Origin of the sequence: Bacillus sp. SIMBA_005 (assembly GCF_046535585.1) — a bacterium.
Classification (GTDB): Bacteria; Bacillota; Bacilli; order Bacillales; family Bacillaceae; genus Bacillus; species Bacillus pumilus.
Genome location: NZ_JAWRWI010000010.1, coordinates 124147 through 145605, shown reverse-complemented (window position 1 = coordinate 145605; position 21459 = coordinate 124147). Strand labels below are relative to the sequence as shown.

The 21459-nt window shown below is 39.1% G+C and carries 25 protein-coding genes and 2 pseudogenes; 22 read left to right on the top strand and 5 right to left on the bottom strand.

Going from position 1 to position 21459, the window contains the following annotated elements; genetic code table 11:
* The 10 genes and pseudogenes from SB660_RS16835 to SB660_RS16790 all read left to right on the top strand — a co-directional run.
* Positions 1-1653: pseudogene (locus SB660_RS16835) on the top strand (hypothetical protein); the annotation flags it as partial.
* Between the two features lie 360 nt (positions 1654-2013).
* A complete protein-coding gene (locus SB660_RS16830; RefSeq protein WP_410583439.1) occupies positions 2014-2367 on the top strand; it encodes a hypothetical protein in 354 nt (117 codons plus the stop codon).
* Positions 2368-2502, top strand: a complete 135-nt coding sequence (locus SB660_RS16825; protein WP_410583437.1) for a hypothetical protein — start codon at positions 2368-2370, stop codon at positions 2500-2502.
* An 89-nt stretch (positions 2503-2591) separates the two neighbouring features.
* Positions 2592-4517 (top strand): T7SS effector LXG polymorphic toxin, encoded by a 1926-nt coding sequence (locus tag SB660_RS16820; protein WP_410583435.1) that lies wholly within the window; start codon positions 2592-2594, stop codon positions 4515-4517.
* A 4-nt stretch (positions 4518-4521) separates the two neighbouring features.
* Positions 4522-5007, top strand: coding sequence for a TIGR01741 family protein (locus SB660_RS16815; protein WP_410583433.1), 486 nt, complete (start codon positions 4522-4524; stop codon positions 5005-5007).
* Between the two features lie 236 nt (positions 5008-5243).
* Positions 5244-5729, top strand: coding sequence for an SMI1/KNR4 family protein (locus SB660_RS16810; protein WP_410583431.1), 486 nt, complete (start codon positions 5244-5246; stop codon positions 5727-5729).
* A 521-nt stretch (positions 5730-6250) separates the two neighbouring features.
* Positions 6251-6814: a hypothetical protein gene (locus SB660_RS16805; protein ID WP_410583429.1), complete on the top strand. Its 564-nt coding sequence runs from the start codon at positions 6251-6253 to the stop codon at positions 6812-6814.
* A gap of 12 nt (positions 6815-6826) precedes the next feature.
* Complete coding sequence (locus tag SB660_RS16800) at positions 6827-7201, top strand: immunity 22 family protein (RefSeq protein ID WP_410583427.1); 375 nt, start codon at positions 6827-6829, stop codon at positions 7199-7201.
* 323 nt (positions 7202-7524) lie between these two features.
* Positions 7525-7926 (top strand): annotated as a pseudogene (locus SB660_RS16795) (DNA/RNA non-specific endonuclease); the annotation flags it as partial.
* Positions 7927-7932: 6 nt separating this feature from the next.
* Positions 7933-8409 carry an immunity protein YezG family protein gene (locus SB660_RS16790; RefSeq protein ID WP_410583426.1) on the top strand — a complete coding sequence of 159 codons (477 nt, stop codon included), beginning with the start codon at positions 7933-7935 and terminating at the stop codon, positions 8407-8409.
* A 64-nt stretch (positions 8410-8473) separates the two neighbouring features.
* On the opposite strand, the gene SB660_RS16785 is transcribed toward SB660_RS16790, so the two are convergent.
* Positions 8474-8935, bottom strand: coding sequence for a macro domain-containing protein (locus SB660_RS16785; protein ID WP_169056566.1), 462 nt, complete (start codon positions 8933-8935; stop codon positions 8474-8476).
* A 202-nt stretch (positions 8936-9137) separates the two neighbouring features.
* Between SB660_RS16785 and SB660_RS16780 the strand changes: the two genes are divergently transcribed.
* Positions 9138-9680 (top strand): GNAT family N-acetyltransferase, encoded by a 543-nt coding sequence (locus SB660_RS16780; protein WP_306012172.1) that lies wholly within the window; start codon positions 9138-9140, stop codon positions 9678-9680.
* A gap of 140 nt (positions 9681-9820) precedes the next feature.
* Complete coding sequence (locus SB660_RS16775; protein WP_169056568.1) at positions 9821-10402, top strand: undecaprenyl-diphosphatase; 582 nt, start codon at positions 9821-9823, stop codon at positions 10400-10402.
* A gap of 52 nt (positions 10403-10454) precedes the next feature.
* Here SB660_RS16775 and SB660_RS16770 read toward each other — a convergent pair whose 3' ends face one another.
* A complete protein-coding gene (locus SB660_RS16770; RefSeq protein ID WP_410583423.1) occupies positions 10455-10826 on the bottom strand; it encodes an iron chaperone in 372 nt (123 codons plus the stop codon).
* A gap of 606 nt (positions 10827-11432) precedes the next feature.
* Between SB660_RS16770 and SB660_RS16765 the strand changes: the two genes are divergently transcribed.
* The 4 genes from SB660_RS16765 to SB660_RS16750 all read left to right on the top strand — a co-directional run bounded on the left by SB660_RS16765 (position 11433) and on the right by SB660_RS16750 (position 13833).
* Positions 11433-11561, top strand: coding sequence for a BclA C-terminal domain-containing protein (locus SB660_RS16765; protein WP_268497895.1), 129 nt, complete (start codon positions 11433-11435; stop codon positions 11559-11561).
* Positions 11562-11825: a hypothetical protein gene (locus SB660_RS16760; RefSeq protein WP_410583421.1), complete on the top strand. Its 264-nt coding sequence runs from the start codon at positions 11562-11564 to the stop codon at positions 11823-11825.
* Positions 11826-12037: 212 nt separating this feature from the next.
* Positions 12038-13150 (top strand): response regulator aspartate phosphatase, encoded by a 1113-nt coding sequence (locus tag SB660_RS16755; protein WP_058015687.1) that lies wholly within the window; start codon positions 12038-12040, stop codon positions 13148-13150.
* A 461-nt stretch (positions 13151-13611) separates the two neighbouring features.
* Positions 13612-13833, top strand: coding sequence for a hypothetical protein (locus SB660_RS16750; RefSeq protein WP_058015686.1), 222 nt, complete (start codon positions 13612-13614; stop codon positions 13831-13833).
* Positions 13834-13873: 40 nt separating this feature from the next.
* On the opposite strand, the gene SB660_RS16745 is transcribed toward SB660_RS16750, so the two are convergent.
* Positions 13874-14569: a YoaK family protein gene (locus SB660_RS16745; RefSeq protein ID WP_410583419.1), complete on the bottom strand. Its 696-nt coding sequence runs from the start codon at positions 14567-14569 to the stop codon at positions 13874-13876.
* Between the two features lie 34 nt (positions 14570-14603).
* Positions 14604-16469, bottom strand: a complete 1866-nt coding sequence (locus SB660_RS16740; protein ID WP_410583417.1) for a DNA ligase D — start codon at positions 16467-16469, stop codon at positions 14604-14606.
* Between the two features lie 116 nt (positions 16470-16585).
* Here SB660_RS16740 and ku point away from each other — a divergent pair, with 116 nt between their 5' ends.
* Positions 16586-17434: a non-homologous end joining protein Ku gene (ku, locus tag SB660_RS16735; protein ID WP_058015683.1), complete on the top strand. Its 849-nt coding sequence runs from the start codon at positions 16586-16588 to the stop codon at positions 17432-17434.
* Positions 17435-17457: 23 nt separating this feature from the next.
* On the opposite strand, the gene SB660_RS16730 is transcribed toward ku, so the two are convergent.
* Positions 17458-17901 carry a DUF2188 domain-containing protein gene (locus SB660_RS16730; protein ID WP_410583414.1) on the bottom strand — a complete coding sequence of 148 codons (444 nt, stop codon included), beginning with the start codon at positions 17899-17901 and terminating at the stop codon, positions 17458-17460.
* A gap of 160 nt (positions 17902-18061) precedes the next feature.
* On the opposite strand from SB660_RS16730, the gene SB660_RS16725 reads away from it, so the two are divergent.
* The 5 genes from SB660_RS16725 (at position 18062) to SB660_RS16705 (ending at position 21451) form a co-directional block, all read left to right on the top strand.
* Positions 18062-18535: a VOC family protein gene (locus SB660_RS16725; RefSeq protein ID WP_410583412.1), complete on the top strand. Its 474-nt coding sequence runs from the start codon at positions 18062-18064 to the stop codon at positions 18533-18535.
* 48 nt (positions 18536-18583) lie between these two features.
* Positions 18584-18997, top strand: coding sequence for an Rrf2 family transcriptional regulator (locus tag SB660_RS16720; protein ID WP_061407918.1), 414 nt, complete (start codon positions 18584-18586; stop codon positions 18995-18997).
* A gap of 101 nt (positions 18998-19098) precedes the next feature.
* Positions 19099-19950 (top strand): SDR family oxidoreductase, encoded by an 852-nt coding sequence (locus SB660_RS16715; RefSeq protein WP_410583410.1) that lies wholly within the window; start codon positions 19099-19101, stop codon positions 19948-19950.
* A 375-nt stretch (positions 19951-20325) separates the two neighbouring features.
* Positions 20326-20724: an uberolysin/carnocyclin family circular bacteriocin gene (locus SB660_RS16710; RefSeq protein ID WP_410583409.1), complete on the top strand. Its 399-nt coding sequence runs from the start codon at positions 20326-20328 to the stop codon at positions 20722-20724.
* 70 nt (positions 20725-20794) lie between these two features.
* Complete coding sequence (locus SB660_RS16705; RefSeq protein ID WP_410583407.1) at positions 20795-21451, top strand: YIP1 family protein; 657 nt, start codon at positions 20795-20797, stop codon at positions 21449-21451.
* Positions 21452-21459: the final 8 nt, after the last annotated feature.

Below are 21459 nucleotides of genomic sequence, written 5' to 3'. Positions count from 1 at the left end.
GATACTGGTCCAACCGGCGCCACTGGTGTAACTGGAGATATCGGACCAACAGGAGCCACTGGTGCAACTGGAGATACCGGACCAACAGGAGCCACTGGTGCAACTGGAGATACCGGACCAACCGGCGCCACTGGTGCAACTGGAGATACTGGACCAACCGGCGCCGCTGGTGTAACTGGAGATACTGGTCCAACCGGAGTAACTGGTGTAACAGGAGATACTGGACCAACCGGAGCCACTGGTGCAACTGCAGATACCGGACCAACCGGCGCCACTGGTGCAACTGGAGATACTGGTCCAACCGGAGTAACTGGTGTAACTGGAAATACTGGAGTCACCGGAGCCACTGGTGTAACTGGAGATACTGGTCCAACCGGAGTAACTGGTGTAACAGGAGATACTGGACCAACCGGCGCCACTGGTGCAACTGGAGATACCGGACCAACCGGAGCCACCGGCGTAGGCTTAACGGGTGTCATCGCATTTGATCCAGCAGTGGCTCCAACGTATCCAGTAGGCCAAGTAGTGACGTATCCAGTAGGCCAAGTGGTGATGGATGAAAGAGGAACGATACTCGTCGATACGGGACTGCCAACAGCAACGTATCTCGTTAACACGGCACCACCAACCGGCACGCCAGATACGTCTCCAGATTATACGTTGTTGGCAGCAGCAGGTGAAACAGGAGCGACTGGTGTAACAGGAGATACTGGACCAACCGGAGCCACTGGTGTAACAGGAGATACCGGACCAACCGGAGCCACTGGTGTAACAGGAGATACCGGACCAACCGGAGCCACTGGTGCAACTGGAGATACAGGTCCAACGGGACCTACTGGAGATACCGGACCTACTGGTGCTACTGGTGTAACCGGAGATACCGGACCTACTGGAGTTACTGGTGCAACTGGAGATACCGGACCTACTGGAGCCACTGGTGCAACTGGAGATACTGGTGCAACTGGAGATACTGGTGCAACCGGAGCTACTGGTGTAACTGGAGCAACCGGAGCCACTGGTGTAACAGGAGATACCGGACCAACCGGAGCCACTGGAGTAACAGGAGATACTGGTGCAACCGGAGCTACTGGAGTAACAGGAGCTACTGGTCCAACCGGAGCCACTGGTGTAACAGGAGCTACTGGTCCAACCGGAGCCACTGGTGCAACAGGAGATACCGGACCAACCGGACCAACCGGAGCCACTGGTGCAACTGGACCGACGCAAAGTATGCTCGTTGGCTTGTTCACAAGAACATCACAAGACACAGCTCCTCCTTCGGTGATTACAATGAATACACCAATACCGCTCGTCAATATATCACAAAACATTCCTGGTTCTTTTACTTTGACAAATAATGTTGTAACCGTTAATCAAGCGGGATATTACTTGATTGATGCAAGGTTAAGAGTGGCCGCTGACAGCTCTAGTAGTAACTTTCGAATCCAAAACCTAACCAGTAATATTCTTACTATTTCCTCAACGGTAGCAGTTCCTGGTCAAACCGCCGTCATATTCGCGTTCAGTCAATTGAATGCTGGTGATCAAATAATATTAGTTCCGTTTAATGCTGATGTGGAAGTGGATATGACTCAAATTGTCCAGGCAATGTCCGTCAATACAGAACTACGCTTAACCAGAATTATTGAATAGCATGAGCCTTTAGTAGTTGAAAAGTATCCTTACCGTCACAATTCGGTATAGCTCGATAAAGTACGCAATAAACTGGGAAATTAAATCGGAAATAAGTAGGCGTACCTCATTATGGGGAGCGCCTTTTTACGTTCAAGCCATTCTTTCAGCGGATTGCCTCAGACGAAAAAGAAGAAAAAACAAATAAACTCATGTCATATTACTTCTACTTTTATAATGGGATCTATCATGACTACTTGCAAGATTATGATAAGGCATTAAGCTACTTCAGCATGGGTTTTCTAGAAAGCAAAAAAGAAAATCTAGAAGAACCATCAGCACTATTTAGGCGCACGTTGAATTATAAAGAGGTAGAAAATATTGAAGATGAGATGTCTATATGAATTTTCTAGAATAGAAATCTCAAGTCAAAGTAATGATGCGATTGAATGGATTGATCAAGGCATTTCTTTACCAGAACAAGTCAACCATACTATTTTTCAAATAAAATTTAAATTATTAAAAGAACTATTGTATGAAAAAAATCAATCTCAATTGAATAATATAAACAATCTGTGTTTAGAGCTTGAAGAGAAAAGAGTAAGGGTTGATTTAGAGGAAATTCTAGTTGATGTGGCGAAATATTTAGAGGGGAGAAGCTTGATGAAACAATCATTGAATTACTATAAAAGAGCCTTACTCGCAAGCCAGTATGTAGGAAAAGGAGTGAATTAATTGAAGAAGTCGGTATTTATTACATTTTCACTAGCTGTGATAGCTCTAGGTACACTTTTCTTTACAAACGGTTTGACTCAACCTCTACATGATGATGTCCAAACAGTTGCATCAAGAGGTAGCTCTGGAGGATAATTGGTTAAATAACGATAAAGTGGATTAAAGTGTCAGGCTCCTTATGGTATTCTAGTAAAAGAATATTCCATAAAAGGAGTCTTTTTTATATGAAAATATTAGATGCTCCATCTTTACTTTCAGCTGTCGAACAGAGGTCAAAGGCCTATCATGAGCTTCAAGAAGAGATGAAACTTGTGAAAAAAGCATTAAAAGGTGTATCGGGATTAGGTGATGAGTTTACTGGAAAAGGTGCAGATAATATCAAAGCTTTTTATAATGATCTTGTACTATACACAGACACTTATCTTGATTTTATCGATATGCAAAAGGCTTTTTTAGATGGAGTGAAAGGAAAGCTGGATGATGAATCATTAGGCGGGAGTACATTTATTGATGAACACTTCCTAGATGCTCAATTGAAGCAAGGCATTCAGAACAATAAAGATATGGTCAAGGAACAAAAAGAAGCTCTATCAACGATTTTTGACGATATTAGTGATTTGATTGAATTACAGACATTTTCCAGCAAAAAAGTAGACGAGCATTTAGATGATGCGAATAAAAAAAGAAAAGATGCAATTGAGGCTATACATACATTAGATCATGTTCTAAAAACAGAATACGAAAAATCAGAAGCCATTGAGAAACATCTTGCTACTTTTTATACAAAAATGATGGCTGCTACAGGAAAAGGTAAGAACGCTCAGCCCATGTATTATGATGCAAAAGCATTTCACGAGACAGATGTGTACAAGAATCATGATAAAATTGATGCACAGGTGAAAGCTTACTTAAAAGTGAAAAAAGAAGAAAAAGAGAAACGAAGAATCAAAGAATTGAAGGAAAAGCTCAATGATCCTTCGTGTATATCAGTAGAGAAATACTTTGAGATTGTAGACGAAATTGGATATGAAAATCTTTCTTACGATCAAAAATTGTATTACAGTCAGCTTCTCCAGATCAAAGCGCAGGAAGAAGCATCAGAGGTATTCGTTGACAGTGTAAAAGGTGCTGCAGTTGGTCTATATGATGTGGCAAAAGATACAGTGGTTGGCATCTATGATCTTGTAACAGACCCTGGGGGTGCCGTTGAATCGGTCGTAACAGCTGTTTCACACCCAATTGAAACATCGAAAGCGATTGGAAAAGCCATTTCAGACTCATTCGAAAAAGAAGTCATAGATGGTGATGCGTATTCACGGTCACACTGGTTCGCCTATGCGACTGGTTCACTAGCAGAAATTGTCTTTGGTTCTAAAGGGACAGGAGCCATCACAAAAACGGGGACAACGGCGGCGAAAACTACAGTGAAGAAAGGGCTTGAACAAGGAGCAAAATCATTAGACAGAGTTTCTATTCCGAATCTATTGCCATACTCACCTAAGTTTCAAATGGCTGGTAGCCCGAAGCTGCCGTATAACGTGTTTGACGGAGAAAATCTTAAAAATAAACTCCTCTCCATGGCAAAGCGTCTAGACAACAATTCAGGATACGGAATCTCTAAGACAGGCAGACGCTTACCAGCACCTAAATCACCACCGACCGTTGTCAGTTACGGAGATCACTATGTGAGATGGAAACGTAAGAAAGTATTAAAGCCTAATGTCGTTTATTCAACTAAACAAGGTTACACCTACACAACCGATCACTACGGAAGAATTGTCAAAGTCGAAGCAAGTGATTTAAAATACGGAGAGGTCAAAAGAAACCAATATGCCCAATCCAATTCAGGAAAGCCGGATCGATTATCAAAAGATGACGGAGGTCACTTGATTGCCTCTATTTTTAAAGGGTCTGGGGATATTGATAACCTTGTTCCGATGAGTTCACAGATAAATAGAAGTGGCGGGAAATGGTATGAGATGGAGCAACGGTGGTTGAAAGCTTTGAAAACCGATCCACCTAAAACTGTGACAGTTTCAATAAAAGCATTTTATGAATCCGATTCGTTAAGGCCATCTGAATTCCTAGTCAAATACAAGATAGACGGAAGAGTTTATACAGACACAATATATAACAGACCAGGAGGATGAACAAATGGAAACAAAAGAGATGGAAAGCTTATATAGAGAAATAGCTAGAAATTTAAATGAAATGATTCCAGTGGAATGGGATACAATTTGGATGTATGCAGAAATGTTAGATGACTCCGCATCTGCTCTCTTTTATTTTACGGTTCCTAATAAAGAGGAATATTTTTATTCACACAATATCCCAGATCAATATCAGGTTAGTGAAGACACATATGATAGCCTGTTGATTAACTTACAAAGAAAGCTAAGACAGTTGAGGGAAGAGTATACTAAAGAACAATCAGATAAATGGACAACCGTAAAAATGAAATTGACTTATTCAGGAAAAATGTCAACAGATTTTGGTTACGATGATGTATTTTCTTTAGGTATTGACAATATACAGAGAATAGCAGTTTGGGAATATGAAACGTTTGGATTTTTACCCGATGATGAGGAAGATAAAGAAGCTGTGCTAAATTTTATAAAAAATAAAGAAGAAAACAAATAGTACATTACCCTCCAAAGACAGGAGGGTTTTTGTATTAGATATGAATTGGTTCTAGAAAAAGTAGACTAAGAGGATACAACTTGTTCAGACTGATTTGTATAAAAATGTGCCACATATTGGTGCAGCATCAGACTTAAGAGGAGGCTACTAAAAAGAGTTTTAAACGGATTAAAGACAAACTTGATCAATACACTATTGATATCAGATCAACCAAAACAAATAGCTCATTATACGAAATGAATAAAATAGAAGAAGAAAACGGATATCACATTTCTTCTGATTATAAAAGTTTTATTAATAAATATGGAGAATGTTGGATTGAGGACAATGTATATACCTCTCTAAGAGAAAAACCAGTGTGGTTTGTTGGTGAATCAGTGCCAGTCGAATTGTTTTATGGGTTGGAGCAAAATGATTATGATATAAGAGAAGCCATAAAAACATATAAAGAACAATTATCAGAACAAATAATTCCTATCGCAGACGCAGACGACGGAGACCTAATTTGTTTAGATGTTAGTGAAATAAATCAAGGGAAAATTTATTTTTGGGATCATGAACTTAGAGATAGAGACCAGGATCTGTTCCTGATTGCTGATACTTTTACTGAGTTTATTGAAGGGTTATTTGTTGTTGAAGATGATCATGAAGATAGTGATACAGAAGATATTGCTATCCAACTTAGTGACGATCTCATAAAAATGTTAAAGGAGAGAGATTAAAATTTAGACAAATCCTTTCAAGAAAACTAAACGTTTCTCCTATCTATATGGAAATTCATTTTAATCTGAATAACTTTTAAGTTTAAAGGGTGCTAAAGTGCATCCTTTTTATTTTTTTTTAAAAAACACTCTTTATGGGTGTTTTAGTTTGTATTAGCTATAGGATGTAATGCATGATTATGATCATCTAGAAGATAATCAGGATGCGCTTTTAACATTGTATATTTAATTGTTTTATCAGGATTACCCACGAAGTATTATGTCATCAAAGGGAAGGCTTTTTATTATGGTGATGCATATTCTCGATCACACTGGTTTGCCTATGCAACTGGTTCTCTAGCAGAAATCGTCTTTGGGTCTAAAGGGGCAGGTGCCATTACAAAAACGGGAACAACTGCAGCTAAAACAACGGTGAAGAAAGGGCTTGAACAAGGAGCAAGATCGATAACGTCACCATTCCAAATCTATTGCCATATTCACCAAAGTTTCAACTAGCAGGTGGAGGGAAACTGCCTTATAATGTGTTTGATGGTGAGAATATCAAAAATAAGCTTCTCTCCATGGCAAAGCGACTAGACAATTCAGAAGGTAATGGAGGTCATTTGACCTCATCTAATAAAGGATATAAGGGTATAGACAATGCTAATGATATAACCAAATTAACTGTCGATGATATACCAACTGCAAAAAGTGGGAACTTTAATAAATTTTTCAATTCCCTTACAAGTAAAGAACTAGACGAACTTTGGAAAGATAAAAGAATTAGAAAGAAAATAGAACGTCAGCTTAGAGAACCTGGAGGTTTACATGAGTGGCACTTAGTTTCAAGAGCGCCGCAATTTAAGCATTGGAATATTAGTGCTGAAGAGATTAAAGATTTACGAACAGCAATATCTGATATTAAATTCGTCAATCCAAACGGTGTCCATGGTGGATTAGGCTCAACTAAGGCACATAATGAATTGTTAGCAATAATAGATACTTCTAGCGACTATGATACATTTGTAAGACGACTTAATAATTGGGCTAATTATAGACTAGAGGGTGGGGTTTCATCTTTACCGGAAGGTCTTAAATTAAAGTAGGAGGATATTAAAATGAAAAAAAAAGGATTGGTTTCTATTTGGCTAGGTACTATTAAAAAAGGGGACTCTATAGAAGAGTATGTAGATTTAAAGTATGATGAGGATGGCGAGTCTGTACCTTCCAAATTTTTTATTGATTTTAATATTGATATGGATGAAACAGATGAGGATACAATAGAAAAAGCAGTCTATAAGAATAGTAGTAGTGATATTTCATCATTATTAGATGGGTGTTCGTATGAAGAGATTGTCATCCCAAAAATCCAGAAAAGTATAAACCTAAAGAAATCATATAACGCAGTAATTTTAATATATAATTTTGAATATAACAATGAAATTAGTTCAACTGGTGCTTTTGATTTTATTGCTACTACAAATTATGAATAAGAGAACCCTTAAAGGTTCTGATTAGCAAGACTACAGGCAAAGAGATTGATATAATGTAATTTATGTGAAACCTTGATTGGCAAAGTGCCTTTCAAGGTTTTTTTGTTGAAGAGATACCTAGTGACTAATGAACTATTTATTACTTACAGAATAGAGATAATCTTTGCAATCCCAATCTGATGTTTTAACAAAATTTTTAGTACGTACAACACCTTTTAATTGTATGCCCTATTTAATGAATTTCTTAAAAATCGTCATATACTACCATTTTTATTCCCGAATATTTTACCATCCCTTTCTCCCTGCCTTTTAAATTTTTCTCAACTTTTACGAACGATCACTATGGACGGATTGCTAAAATCGAAGCAAGTGATTTAAAATACGGAGAGGTCAAAAGAAACCAATATGCCCAATCCAATTCAGGAAAGCCGGACCGATTACTAGATGATGACGAAGGTCATTTAATTGCGTCTATTTTTAAAGGATCAGGCGATATTGATAACCTACTTCCAATGAATTCACAGATTAATCGAAGCGGCGGGAAATGGTACACCATGGAGCAACGGTGGTTGAAAGCTTTGAATTCAAACCCACCTAAACAAGTAGCAGTGAACATTGAACCTATCTATAAGGGAGATTCATTACGACCTGTTAGTTTCTCTGTGGAGTATAAAATTGGAGAACGTTATTCTCAAGTATTTATTAAGAATCAACCTGGAGGTTAAAACCCAATGGAAGAATTAGAAATAAATTATAAAAAAATAGCAGAATCAATTAATGAATTAATACCATGTGATTGGGATAAAGTTTGGATGTATGCAGAAATACTTGATGATTCAGCAGGAATTACTTTTTACTTTACTGAATCTAATAGTGAAGAGTATATTTATGGACACGATATTCCCGAACGATATAGAGTAAGTAATTCTATTTATAATCATTTACTAGTCGAACTTAGTGATAAATTTAGAGAATTGAAAAAGGAATATATAAAATATGATTTAGGAGTTTGGACTACAGCGACTCTTCAGTTAGAGTCATCAGGAAAATTTACTATTGAGTATGGATATGATGATGTTTATTCATTAGGCATAGACAATGTGCAAAGAATCGCAGTTTGGGAATATGAAACGTTCGGATTTTTACCCGACGATGAGGAAGATAAAGAAGCCGTATTAAATTATATAAAAAATAAAGACGATAACTAACGCACAATACCCTCCGATTTAAAGAGGGTATTTGTCATATATGTTTCAAAAAACCTCATTTCCTTTATTTAAACCGATAAACCGTCACTTCACAATCACCCAGTACCTCTTCAATCATCTCTTCAACAATCATCCAATCGCCGCCAGCCAATCCGCAGCCGATTCCATATGGAATGGCGATGGACGTTTGGTTTTTCTCCTCAGGTGATTGTGTCACTGTATCCTTTAAGTGTTGAAAGCAGCTGCGTAAGGCATCGTAGTCTGTTTGCTGTCTTGTTCTTCCGTATCCAACTTGGGCAAATAAGTTGGCAATTGTTTTTCCGTCTTTTGTTGGGGTGAGTTGAACGGAGCTTAACAAGTCATCTCCTTGTTCTGTACATAATTGTTTATAATCTTTGTACACATTCGGATATTTGCTTTTGATCTGTTTCGCTAATCCAGCGCCCATGACTCCTTTACAGTTCACCTGGTGACAGATGATGTCTTCGCTTGCCTCTAAAATGTTGCCATCCACCGTTTTGATCATATGATGTAACCCCTTTTTGATAAAATGCAAACCTATGTTCTATTATAACAGTTGTGATCATGATATTTAAGAGCCAAAATGCTTTTGATGGGTTTATTTAAAGACACTTCAACATGATCTGATTGTCAAAGTTGATACATGTCATCTAGAATATGGAGAGACTGCAAACGCGAAATCAAGCAGAAACAGTGAGGGGTACAATATGAATCTATTAGAAACGAACCGGTTAATGATTAGACCGTTTTGCGATGAAGATGCCGCAGGAATGCTAGAGTACTTGGCTCATCCAAGAGTCAATTGTTTTCTTGATGATCGAATCTCTACATTGGAGGAAGCGGCTGCTAAGGTGCAAAAGAGAAAAGAAGATTACTCATATGTAGCAGTTTGTTTAAAAGAAAGTGGGCAGGTTATTGGTGAATTGTTTCATTTAAAAGAAGAGCCTGATACGTATTCAATTGGATGGAATTTTAATGCAGCGTATGAAGGAAAGGGATATGCACGAGAGAGTGCTGAGGCATTATTGTCCTATTTATTTGAAGAAAAGGCAGCAAGGCGGCTTTATGCCTATGTAGAAGATGATAATGTCCGTTCACAGGCATTATGTGAGCGACTAGGCATGCGGAGAGAAGGGCTGTTTCTTGAGTTTATTTCATTTACTACATATGAGGATGGCACCCCTAAATATGAAAACACGTACCAATATGCTTTACTAAAAAAGGAATGGGAGCAGCATCACTCTCTATAGAGCAGTAAGTGAATGATCTTCAGTGACAGCAAAGTGACAAACATGTCATATGATTCCATGGTTTGTTCGTTCAATCGATGGAGGAGTCATCTTATTTCATTTATCCTTGTCATAAATCGAGGAAAAAGGGATGAAATGAGATGCAGGGATATAATGAAGATTTATTTAGGTGGGTGAATCAGCTCAGTATCGATCATGGTTATTTGAATCCGATATTCATTGGACTAGCTGAATATATTGTGCTGTTAGCAGCACTCACGTGTCTGTTCATATGGTTTCAAAATCGAAGTAGAACCAATAGGGGCATGGTTGTATCTGCTGGACTTACTTTCATATTGGCAGAGTTAATGGGAAAAATTGCAGGTGTTTTTTATTCCAACCAGCAGCCCTTTGCCGAAATGAGTCATGTCAATCTTTTGATTTCAAAGGAAGTGAATAACTCTTTTCCGAGTGATCATACCATCTTTATTTTTTCTGTTTGTCTGATCTTTTGGCTTTTTCACAAACGCCATGTTTATTGGCTGTTCATAGCATGCGCCGTTGGTTTTTCAAGAATTTGGGTAGGTGTCCATTATCCATTTGATGTCTTAGCAGGTGCTGCCATAGCGAGTTTAACAGCGGTCACTGTTGTCTATTTGCCGATATGCCAAAGGAGCGTGAATGCCATTTTGGCATGTTATGAGTGGCTTGAACAGAATGTTGTAAGGAAGAGAACAAAATAACATGTTGCAGCAAAATGCCCCGATCTGTTTATGGCTCAGATCGGGGTGCTTTTTATTTTCGCCAAAACGTTGAACAATCCGCTTTGTCTTCGATATTAAATTCAATGATTTTCTTTAGGAGAGGATAATCAACTGGTAAGCTTTCCTTCATGCGAAACATCTTTTTTCCATGATCGTAACCCGCTTGTACAATGTCAGCTGAAAAGTGATCAATTCCTTTACCTTCTGGTGCGACAGAAATGTGATGTTTTGCCACGCTAAACCCAATAATAAATGTGCCATGGTCTGTGAACATCGGCTGATTCCAAGCAATTCTTGGCTCTAGTCGAGGGAATGTGTCTAAAATCCATTGTAAAATGTCTTGCGTACGCTGCTTTAGCTCTGGGTTACCAATGTTGCTTACATACTCTTCAAACACATGCATGATATTTTATCCTCCCATTCCATCTACCTCATAAGCCTCAGACGGGATTCGAACCCGCACTCCTTTCGTAAGCATAGGCTAGGGGCAACACGCTTCCCTACGGAATTTCACCGACAGGAATTTCACCTGTCTCAGCTCGTGTGCTTTTCGGTGCTTCTGAAACCCTTGCCTTGCGACCCGCCAGCTACAATTTGTTTTACGGCGCTCTTCCCTTCTAGAGCTACTGAGGCGCGGAAGTTATTGATCATATTATATAAAGAAACTGGATAAATGAAAAGCTGCGCTGATAATTAGTTTACTGATCTTTAGGCGAATCGTACAAAATAGTCATAGGCACTATGATAAAAGACCATATGGTTTGTGTTTGTATACAGCATTGAATTGGGCTGATGGAAAGTGACAAACCTGTTGATAAGTAAACTGAAAGAGATCAATATTCACACAAAAAATGAAGGTTTTACTCACAAATGTCCAATAAGTTCTCCTTTATTTGCTCATCATGGAAGATGCGGAATCTTTCTACTCATGGGTGTTCTTTGATAGAAGTGTCCAACAGGAATAACCGATCCTGCACAATTGTAACCACTAACTCAATGTACACCTCCAGTGCTTGTTGTCTTAGGCGGGACAGCGGTTTCTTTGCCTAATAATCAGAGCTTAGATGGTTTTACGGCAAGTGGTGGAAATACGATTTTTACAGTGCCAGTATCGGGTTGCTATTTCATCGCATATTAAGTGAACACAAACGCAGCGCTGCTTGCTGGAACAAGGCTGATTAACAGCGGACTTGCCATTGCTGGTTCTATATTAACATCCACTTTATCAGCATTTACCTGCAATGTATCACTCATTACAACACTTGCAGCGGGTAACCAAATTTTCGGTATAGTCGCAACAGTGGTGTTACTTGGGGAGGGTCTGTTGGAGCGGCACTTATCTTCATCCGATTGGAATAAAGACAAAAAGCCCCAAAAAGGGCTTTTTTTATTTCATCACTAGATGACTCGTTATTTTAAAATCGAAAAAAGGCGGAATTTTTACGCAAACTTCATTGACTAGAAGAAAGAAACGCATTTTCAAAGGAAACGGTTATTGAAGATTGAAGTGATTCATATTAAAATGATCTCAAATGGACTAATTAGCAATTGCTAATAGAAGTTCCATATTTAGTGAAATCATGTGTTGCAGCTGAAGGTGATTGGGGGTGTAGAATGAGCAAGATTCCTGTTGCGGAATTGGCATCATTATTAAATGACTGGAACATGGAAATTAAAAAGGATCATGCAGATGAGGCAGAACGGCTATTTGCTAAAGCGAAACAAGCAGTAGAGGAAATTGATGATGCGGACATCCTTATGTACTATTCTCTTCTTGAGAAGAGACATCACATTCTCATGTACAATTTAAGAGGTCAAAAGGGCAGTGTTTCAACCAAAAGTATAGAAGGTCTTCACGGGAAAAAAGAGGAGGACTTATCTAATCGACTTGCCTACTATTTTGATTTTTATGAGGGGGTGTATGAGCAGCATCAAGGGAATTACGAGGTTGCATTGCAAATGTATCAAAGTGCTGAAAAGCTCTTAGATAAAATTCCAAGTGAGATCGAACGTGCTGATTTTGATTTTAAGGTGGCCTGGCTTTACTACCGGCTTAGTCATATCATGCTCTCATTAAGCTATATCCGCAGAGCTCTTCACGTTTATAAACGGCACAAGCATTATGAAAGAAGAACCGCACTTTCGTATTCTCTCATAGCGGCGAATCAAACTGAGATCGGCCGGTATGAAGAGGCGCTTGAAAATTACCGTCTGGCGGAAGAGGTTTTGACAAAAGAGCAGGATGATTTTATGCTGGCTCAGCTTCATCACAATGTGGCCATTTTATATTCATTTTGGAATAAACCGAAAGAATCAGTACATCATCTTGAAAAAGCATTGTCCCATCAAGAATATTACGAGTCGGATTTCTTTTTCCATTCTACGTATCTGATGAGCCGGGAACTCTGTGTGATTGGTGAAAAGCAGCGTGCAAGCCAATATATAGAGGCTGCGTATGCGCGAATAAAAGATGCTTCTCATGAAGTGTTTCAGCTGAAAATAGGCATCGTCCATGACCTTTACTTAACGAATGCACCACAAAGATTTCAGCAAATTGATGAGAAATTAAGAAAGTTAGAAGAGAAGAATGAATATCATGAAGTAAAAGAGCTTTCACATTTTGCGGCTAAGTATTGTGAAAAGCAAACACTTTATGAGCAGTCTGTTTTTTACTTCAATAAAAGTTTAGAAGCGGATTTACATATGAAAAGAATGGGGTTGATTTAAGATGAAAACAGGATTAAAAGTATTATTCGTTGTGGGTTTAGCGGTTGCTGTGGCAGTTTTAACTGAAAACGTAGCGGGTTCTTTCGAAGTAGCAGAAAAAATTATTGGTGGTTAATTCACCATTTATCTCTTGCCCTTGTTGATGATCGTCAGCAAGGGTTTTTTGTATGTGATTAATAGGCTCTTCTTATTAAACGCTACAAGAACGTTTAATAAGAAGAATTCGCAACAAAGGGGGTGTGCAAATTTGTTACCTGCTCCATTATTCTAAATAATCATAGGGCAGAGCAACAAGTTAAAAAGGTCACCTTTCTTTGCTTAATTTAATTTTTTGCAGGACTTTTCATTCAAATTTTATCAAATTGGTCTATTGTACATAGAATTTGTTACAAAAGAGGGAACACCGCTCCATTTGTCACGCATATGATGAGATGAGGTGTAACTTGAAGGCAGGTGATTGTATGTATCCACGGGTATATGGAGGTTTTCATGGAGGCGGTTTTAGCGGAGGAGCAGTGGGGCCTCATATTGGCTTTGGCGGGTATTATGTGAGCCCTGGCGTGTTCTCTGGCTTAGGAGGTTATCCTGGATATGGTGGATTCGGGACATTTTCTGGATATTCTCCATATGGCTCCACGTTCATTATGGGGCGTCCTCCTGGTTTTTATGTAAGAAGTTATTAGTGTTTTATCACAGTGATTGAAATAGCCTTCTAGAGAATGGCTATTTCAATTGGTGAAAGTGCTTAATTGCAGCAGTTATCACAATGACTCCAAGGATAGAGATAGGCAGCCAAATGATGATAAACGGATCGTATGCATCTGTGTATGCCGCTAAAGCAGCACCTAGGCAGTAAAAAACAATAGAGCCTATTCGCATGAAACTGACATGCTGAATGGGAGTTTTTCTTTTTTCCTGATGTGAAATGCGCTGAGCCAAATCCTCAAATAGGTTAGCGAGTGTACTCGTTAGAACCGTTGTGGAAATACCAGCCACATTTAATTTGCGGGCGGCCGCTGTCTGCAGGCCCATGGCCATACTTAAAAGGATAATCAGCATAAAATAAGCACCTTGTGTATAAGGGAAAATGGTCATAAGAGCAAATAGAAGCAGTATGAGGACTTCTATGATAAAGATACGTGTAACGGCTTTTGGCCAAAACGTTTTCTCATGTTTTCCGCCTATCACAACAGCTAGTAAAACCCCTAAAACAAATCCACTCAATGCAGTGATGGAATGAAGGGCTGTAAGCTGCAAGGAGCTTCCTGCTGCAATGCCAAGCAGCACAATATTACCTGTCATATTGGCTGTAAACACATGCCCTAAGCTCAAATAGCCAATCACATCCACAATACCTGCTGCAAGGCACAAGAAAATAAGTGCTATATTTCGAAATGAATGTGCGGTCAAAATGGTCATCCCTTTCTTGCTCTCTAATGAATAAGTGTAACGCTTAATGACCGCGTATGTCCATCTTATGTGCCGGGATAATGTCCTCAAGCCAGTGCAAAACTTGTCTGAAAGTGTCATCATTTACAAGGTGTCTCATGCGGCGGAATGGATCGCCTTTTTCCTTTAGACGCTCTATCACAGCTGGCATGGTAAACAAAGAAGGGTGAAGTCCATCTTGATGGAGTTCGTCCCATTCAAGCGGTGTCGCTACAAGCCCAAGCTCATTTCCTCTTGGTGAATAGGGCGCAATGATTGTTTTTCCAGCATCGTGCTGAATATAGTCTAAATACAAGCGATTGCCGCGTTTTTTCTTAAGACGTTCCAGAGTAAATAGCTCAGGTGCTTGTTCACATAAAAATTGGCATATAAACGCGGTAAATGTTCTCGTTTCTTCGTATGTGAAGGCATTTTTCTTTAATGGAATATAAACTTGCAGTCCTTTACCACCGCTTGTTTTAATAAAGGCTGTAAGAAAGAGACCGTCTAAAAGCGTTTTGATTCGCTTAGCAGCTTCTATGGCTAGATGAAACTCGTTAACAGATGGCGGGTCTAAATCAAAGACGATTTCGATCGGCCGGTTCGTATCCCTTGTTTCAAAAGGAATATGAAATTCCATTGCAAGCTGGTTACCGAGCCAAAGAAGCGTCTGAGGGTCATTACAGACAGTGTATGAAATATCATCAGCTTGATCGGTCAACACATAATCTGGCGCATAATCAGGTGTCGATTTTTGATAAAAGAATTCATCCCCGGCGCCATGAGGAAACCGAATTAAAGTCAGCCGTCTTTCACGTAAAAAGGGCAAGAGATAGGGAGCGGCTTGTCTTAAATAAAGTAAGTAATCTGCCTTGTTCAGATGAAGAGACGGCACAATCGGTTTTTCAGGATGAGTGACGTCAATCACAGCAGGGAGCGGATACAGCTGTTTGAGCATTTGCTGAAACGTACACGCCGCTGGGTCAGTATCTAGTAAAAAGGAAGAAAAACGCGGCTCTCTTAAGGCGGACCCATCAAAGGAGATACAAGCAATGCTCGCGACGATAGAAGGTGGGATTTCATATCCTGATGTCCCTATTTGATTGCCTTTTGTTTGAAAGAGCGTACGAAGCGTTTGTTCTTCTTCTTTAGAAAATCCATGCTTGAATTGGACAACCTCGGTGAGATGATGATCTTGATAAATACAGCCTTGGAAGTAGCCATTTTCTTTATCAAAACGAGTCACAATGACAGAGATATATCGCCAGTTTTTGACTTTCAGCCATTCTTTTGACCGTGTATTCTCGTGCCATTTACTCGTCCTTTTTTTCGCAACGAGTCCTTCTGCTAAATACGTCGTCATCAACTTTTTCATATGTTCAGGATTTGTGTCTGTATGAATGAGTTGAAGAAGGGAAGGGTGCTCAAGCTGAACAGATGGCGGAAGTTTTGCTGCTTTGAAAACTTGCTGTACCTGTTTTTTCCTTTCCATCAACGGCAAATCAATTAGAGATTGCCCTTTGCATCTTAATAGATCAAATACGATCAAATGACATGGAAACCGCTCAGCCTGTTGCTTAATCGCCTCTTTGTTTTTTAATCTGCCTCTTTGCTGAACCCTCGCAAAATCGCTTTGCTGTTCATCCAGTAAAAAGACCAATTCTCCATCAAACGTCAGAGGTAAAAAAAGAGCAAACTGATCCCTTAATTGTTCGCACTGTTCAATCACCTCAGGAAACTGTTCGTTTAATCGGTTTCCGGCTCTGCTTTCTAAATGAATCTTGTTTTGCTCCCACGTCAGAATGACTCGAAAGCCGTCATATTTTAATTCATACACCCAGTCTGCACCGGTAGGAACATCATGTGCAGCCGTTAATCGCATAGGTTTCATTTGTGCATGTCACTTCCTCATATGATGTGTTCTTAGAGTGGGATGAAATTTTCATTCACATACATAAGTCTAACGAAAACATTGCATAGTAAAGAGAAAAGAACGGAGGCGACGCGATGCATACAGTTTGGAAAGGCGGCATTAGCTTTGGACTAGTCAATATTCCAGTGAAGCTGTTTACTGCTACAGAGAACAAAGATATTAAGTTAAGACAGCTGCATAAAGAGTGTCACACACCCATTAACTATAAAAAGGTTTGTGCCAACTGCGGGGAAGAGGTGGCACCAGAACAAATTGTAAAAGCGTACGAGTATGCAAAAAATAAATTCATTGAGTTAGACGAGGAAGAGCTTGAAAAACTGCGAAAAGAAAATGAAGAAAAAGCCGTTGAAATTATTGATTTTGTGAAGATAGAAGAGATTGATCCAATCTATTATGAAAGAAGTTACTTTCTATCGCCAGATACCGGCGGAGCGAAGGCTTACTCATTATTAAGAAAAGCTTTAGAGGAATCGGGGAAAATTGGTGTGGCAAAGATTATGATCCGCTCAAAGGAACAATTAGCGATCGTTAGGTGCTATGAACATATTTTGCTGATGGAAACCATTCATTTTCCTGATGAAATTAGACAGGTATCAGATGTACCAAATATCCCGCAAGAAGAAAACATTGTGAAAAAAGAGTTAGATACAGCGCTTCTTTTAATCGAACAATTAACCACAACTTTTGATCCAGCTGCCTATCAGGATGAATACAGAGAACAGCTGATGAATTTAATCGGAGATAAAATATCTGGAGAACATACCGTTCAGCCAGAAACGACAGGCAAAAAAGATCCTGCATCCAATGTAACTGATTTAATGGCAGCGCTACAGGCTTCAATCGACCGATCAAAACCAGCCAAAGCGAAAAAAACAGCACCTAAAAAAAGAAAAGCACCAGCGAAAAAAGAAAAGAATGCATAAAAATAGACCGCTCCTGGGCGGTCTTATTGCGGTTTTAACACGTCCTGAATGTTCCCGTCTTTTCTATGGATCACAACTGAAGTCCCTTTATTAGAGGCAATCTCCTTAGCCCGGTCAATTGCTTCTTGTTTCGTTTGTTTGACCTCACTTGCTCGTTTTGCTTTCTCTGTTTGAATCGCCCAGCCATCTTCGTGTTTGACGACATGCTGGGCATGATCCATAAGCTCTGGTCTTGCGGAGTTGCTGTCTTTAGATGGCGTGACAGAACCACGGGCTGAGAAATTCTCGATCTCTTTTTCCGTTGCGTTCTTTTTCCATTCTTTCGCTTGACTGATCGCAATTGGGATGGCTCTACTTTCGTCATAGCCTTCCTGTATCATTTTGTTCGCAATCTCAAGCGCTTTTTTTCGAATAATGTGATCTAACGATTGAAATGAAGCCGGATAATCATTCATCGTCCAAGGCATATAAAACGCTCCTTTCTTTTATTTGAACACCTTCCCCCCTCTGCAAAGGATCAAACATATCATTCTTCTCAAACTAATGAAGGGGATAAAATACATCGTTTTGCTGAGGTGTCATTTCATTAAATCCCGCAGAATAGAAAGTAGAAAAGGAGTGGTTTTGATGATGATAAAAGGTTTGTATGAAGCTCATTTACCTGTGAACGATTTGAAGGCGTCTATTGCATTTTATGAAAAATTGGAATTGACACTTGCTCACCAAAATGATCGAGTTGCTTTTTTATGGATTGAGAAAGGAAAGAGCTGGCTTGGTTTGTGGAAAGTAGATATCAATGACTTCCCATACCATCCCTCGACTCGGCACGTTGCCTTTCAAATTACAACGTCCAGTATTGAACAGATCAAGGCTTGGCTGGTTGAAAAGGGCATCGGCATTCACCCAATGTTTGGCTTTTCAGAAGAGAGGCAGCCTTTAGTTCTGGATAATCCACCGCAATTTCATGCAGCGATCTATTTTCTTGACCCAGATGGAAATCTGCTTGAATGCATTGCGCCGCTTGAGCTTGATACAGAAGAAGACTACGATAGCATGACTTATGAGGACTGGGATCGAAAGAAAAATCCATTTATTGATTGACAAAACCACTCATTGTAACTATATTGATTACAACGGTGGTGAAAGATTGTGAAACAAATTAGCAGCAGGTATCCGATTGCTGTTCATATTGTGTCATTTATTGCAGGTGTTCCAAAAGAGTGTACAGGTGATTTTATTGCAGAGAGCGTGAATTCAAATCCAGCTATTGTTCGAAAAATGATGGCAATGCTCAAACGGGCGGATCTTATTGAGATCCGCCGCGGAGTAGGCGGTGCTTATTTAAAAAGACCGGCAGAGGAAATCACGCTATTAGATGTGTACCGCGCTGTCGATGTAAGCGAGGATGAAGAATTATTTAACTTTCATCAGCCCGTCATCGCATGCCCGATTGGTCAAGCGATGGATACGAGATTGCGGCATGAACTAAAAGAAGCACAAGCTGCACTTGAGAATCACCTAAAGCAAGTGACAATTCAGCAATTATTGACAGAGGCGGAATAAAAAAGCTCATACATTGGAGCTTTTTTTACACCTTTGTTGTAACCATTTTGATTATAACGTATGCACATCACCGTTGAACGAAAAATGAGGAGGTCAAACAAATGAAATTATTAGTAACAGGCGCAACAGGACAGCTTGGATCGCTCGTCGTCCAGCATTTACTTAAAAAGGTACCAGCTGAACAAATTGCGGTGAGTGTTCGAGATCCGCAAAAGGCAGCACATTTGAAGGAAGCTGGGGTGGATGTACGCCACGGAGACTTTACTCAGCCAGACACTCTTAAGGCAGCCTTTCAAGGTATTGACCGCCTTTTGATCATTTCAACTGCGGATGGAGACCGCGTGCAGCAGCATACGGCTGCCATCCAAGCGGCGAAAGCAGCTGGTGTATCCTTTATTGCTTATACAAGCGTTGTGAATGCAAGAGAGAGTCAGCTTGTCCTCGCACACGACCATGAAAAAACTGAAGAAGCCATTGTCGCCTCTGGCATTCCTCATGTGTTTTTAAGAAACAACTGGTATGTAGAAAATGAAAAAGATACGATACTAGCAGCCGTTAGCGGCGCACCATTTTTAAGTCCAATTGGTGATGGCAAGGTTGGCTGGGCAACAAGAAATGACTACGCAGAAGCGGCCGCAAATGCGTTAACACTTTCTGAACATAACAAAGAGAAATATGAACTGTCAGGACCTCTTCGGACGCATACTGAACTTGCGCGCATTGTCAGTGAAGTGAGCGGAAAAGAGATCAAGGTGGAGCAAATTACTGTCGACACATTTGGAGAATTTTTAGCTTCTAATGGGGTACCAAAAGAAGCTGTGCCATTTGTTAAAGCCATTCAAAGCGGGATTCGCGATGGTGCATTAGCCGTTGAAAGCCATGATTTCGAAACCTTATTAGGCCGGCCTTTAATGCCTATTGAAGAAGGAATTCGTGAATTGATTTCAAAATAAACTTGAAAAAACGCTCTATGAAAAGGGCGTTTTTTTCATGTGGATTATGCTTCATGCATCATTTAGTTCCTCTCCAACTGTAGCCCTGTCAATGTAACGTTTGTTTATATAAACAGATCAACTGAATGGTTAATTTCTCCCTTATTTTTTTTACTCTTACATCATTGAGGAGAACATGAAAAACTCAAATGATAATTTGTTTCATTTTTTATGAATTTATCAAACCTTAAAAACTAACATAACCTTATACCAGTAGGAGTAAACAATCTTTTAACCAACAAAAAATAGTAAAAAAGTATCTTTTTTTATATGATAATGTTGAACTCTAATTTTATTTATTGTAATATTAGATAATAATAGGAGGAGGTGGTAATTGTGGGAAAAATTAATAGTAAAAATTCTAAAATCCTAGCCGCTTTTGGGATGGTCTTTTTATCTATTTTAGTGATGTTTGGTACTATTGGGTCACCAGTGAAGTATAATCAAAACGAATTCAGTAATTCTGATATCCAGACTTTAAAAAAATCATCGGTAGAAGTGAACCTTGCCAAAATCATTAATAAATATAGCAAAAAGACTACTTGGAACCAGGCTCAAAAACAGGCATCCAAAATTGTCAACATGGTGATGACGGGGTCTGACGTTGCTTCGGCAATATCTATAGTGTTAGGTGCCTTTTCATTTGGAACCGTAACGGCTATCGCTTGGGCAGCAAGGATGTCATTAAAGTGGTATATCAAACGAAAAGGTAAAAAAGCAGCTGTTACATGGTAAGTAAAGAAGAGTAGTTATGATTCTCATAACTACTTCTTCTTCACTAATTACGTATAAGGGGAGCCGTGTGGTGAAAGGAATTGTAGTGGGCGTCAAATCATTCGTATCTGCATTATTTGAACCAGTATCTTTATTTAATAAATTAATTGAAAAACCTAAGAATTTTTATCCGTTCATTTTAATTATGCTAATCGGAATATTTTTAGTGCTATCCACCTCACAATTTTTAATACAGGAAATTTCTAACCTGTTTGAATTAGAAGACAAGTTGTCTAATTCAGCTATAATAATTGGTATTTTCACTTTTATTATAAGTGGAGGATTACTTATAGAGTGGTTGATTCAAGTAATTGTCATCTATTTTATGGTATCACTGTTTTCTACTAAAACCCGTGAATTCAGAGCGGTATCCAGTATTATCGGTTATAGTTGGGTTCCTATAGCCATTAAGGTGTTTTCTTTCTCGTTATTAGTTATGTTTTCTGGGGAATTGTACGAGATTAAAGGGTTTTCTGGTATATTAAAAGATACCGATAGTTCTCTTTTAAGCAGTTTTTTAAAAAATATAGATTTTTTTGTGATTTGGCAGTACATAATCATGTATTTAGGTGTGAAAATTTTGTTAAGGGATTCTAGTAAGTGGGTGTCCATAATGATTATCGCTTTCACCTTCTTACTAAACACAATTTTAAAAATAATTCCAGAGATTTTCACTTCATTTATGTAATTCTATAA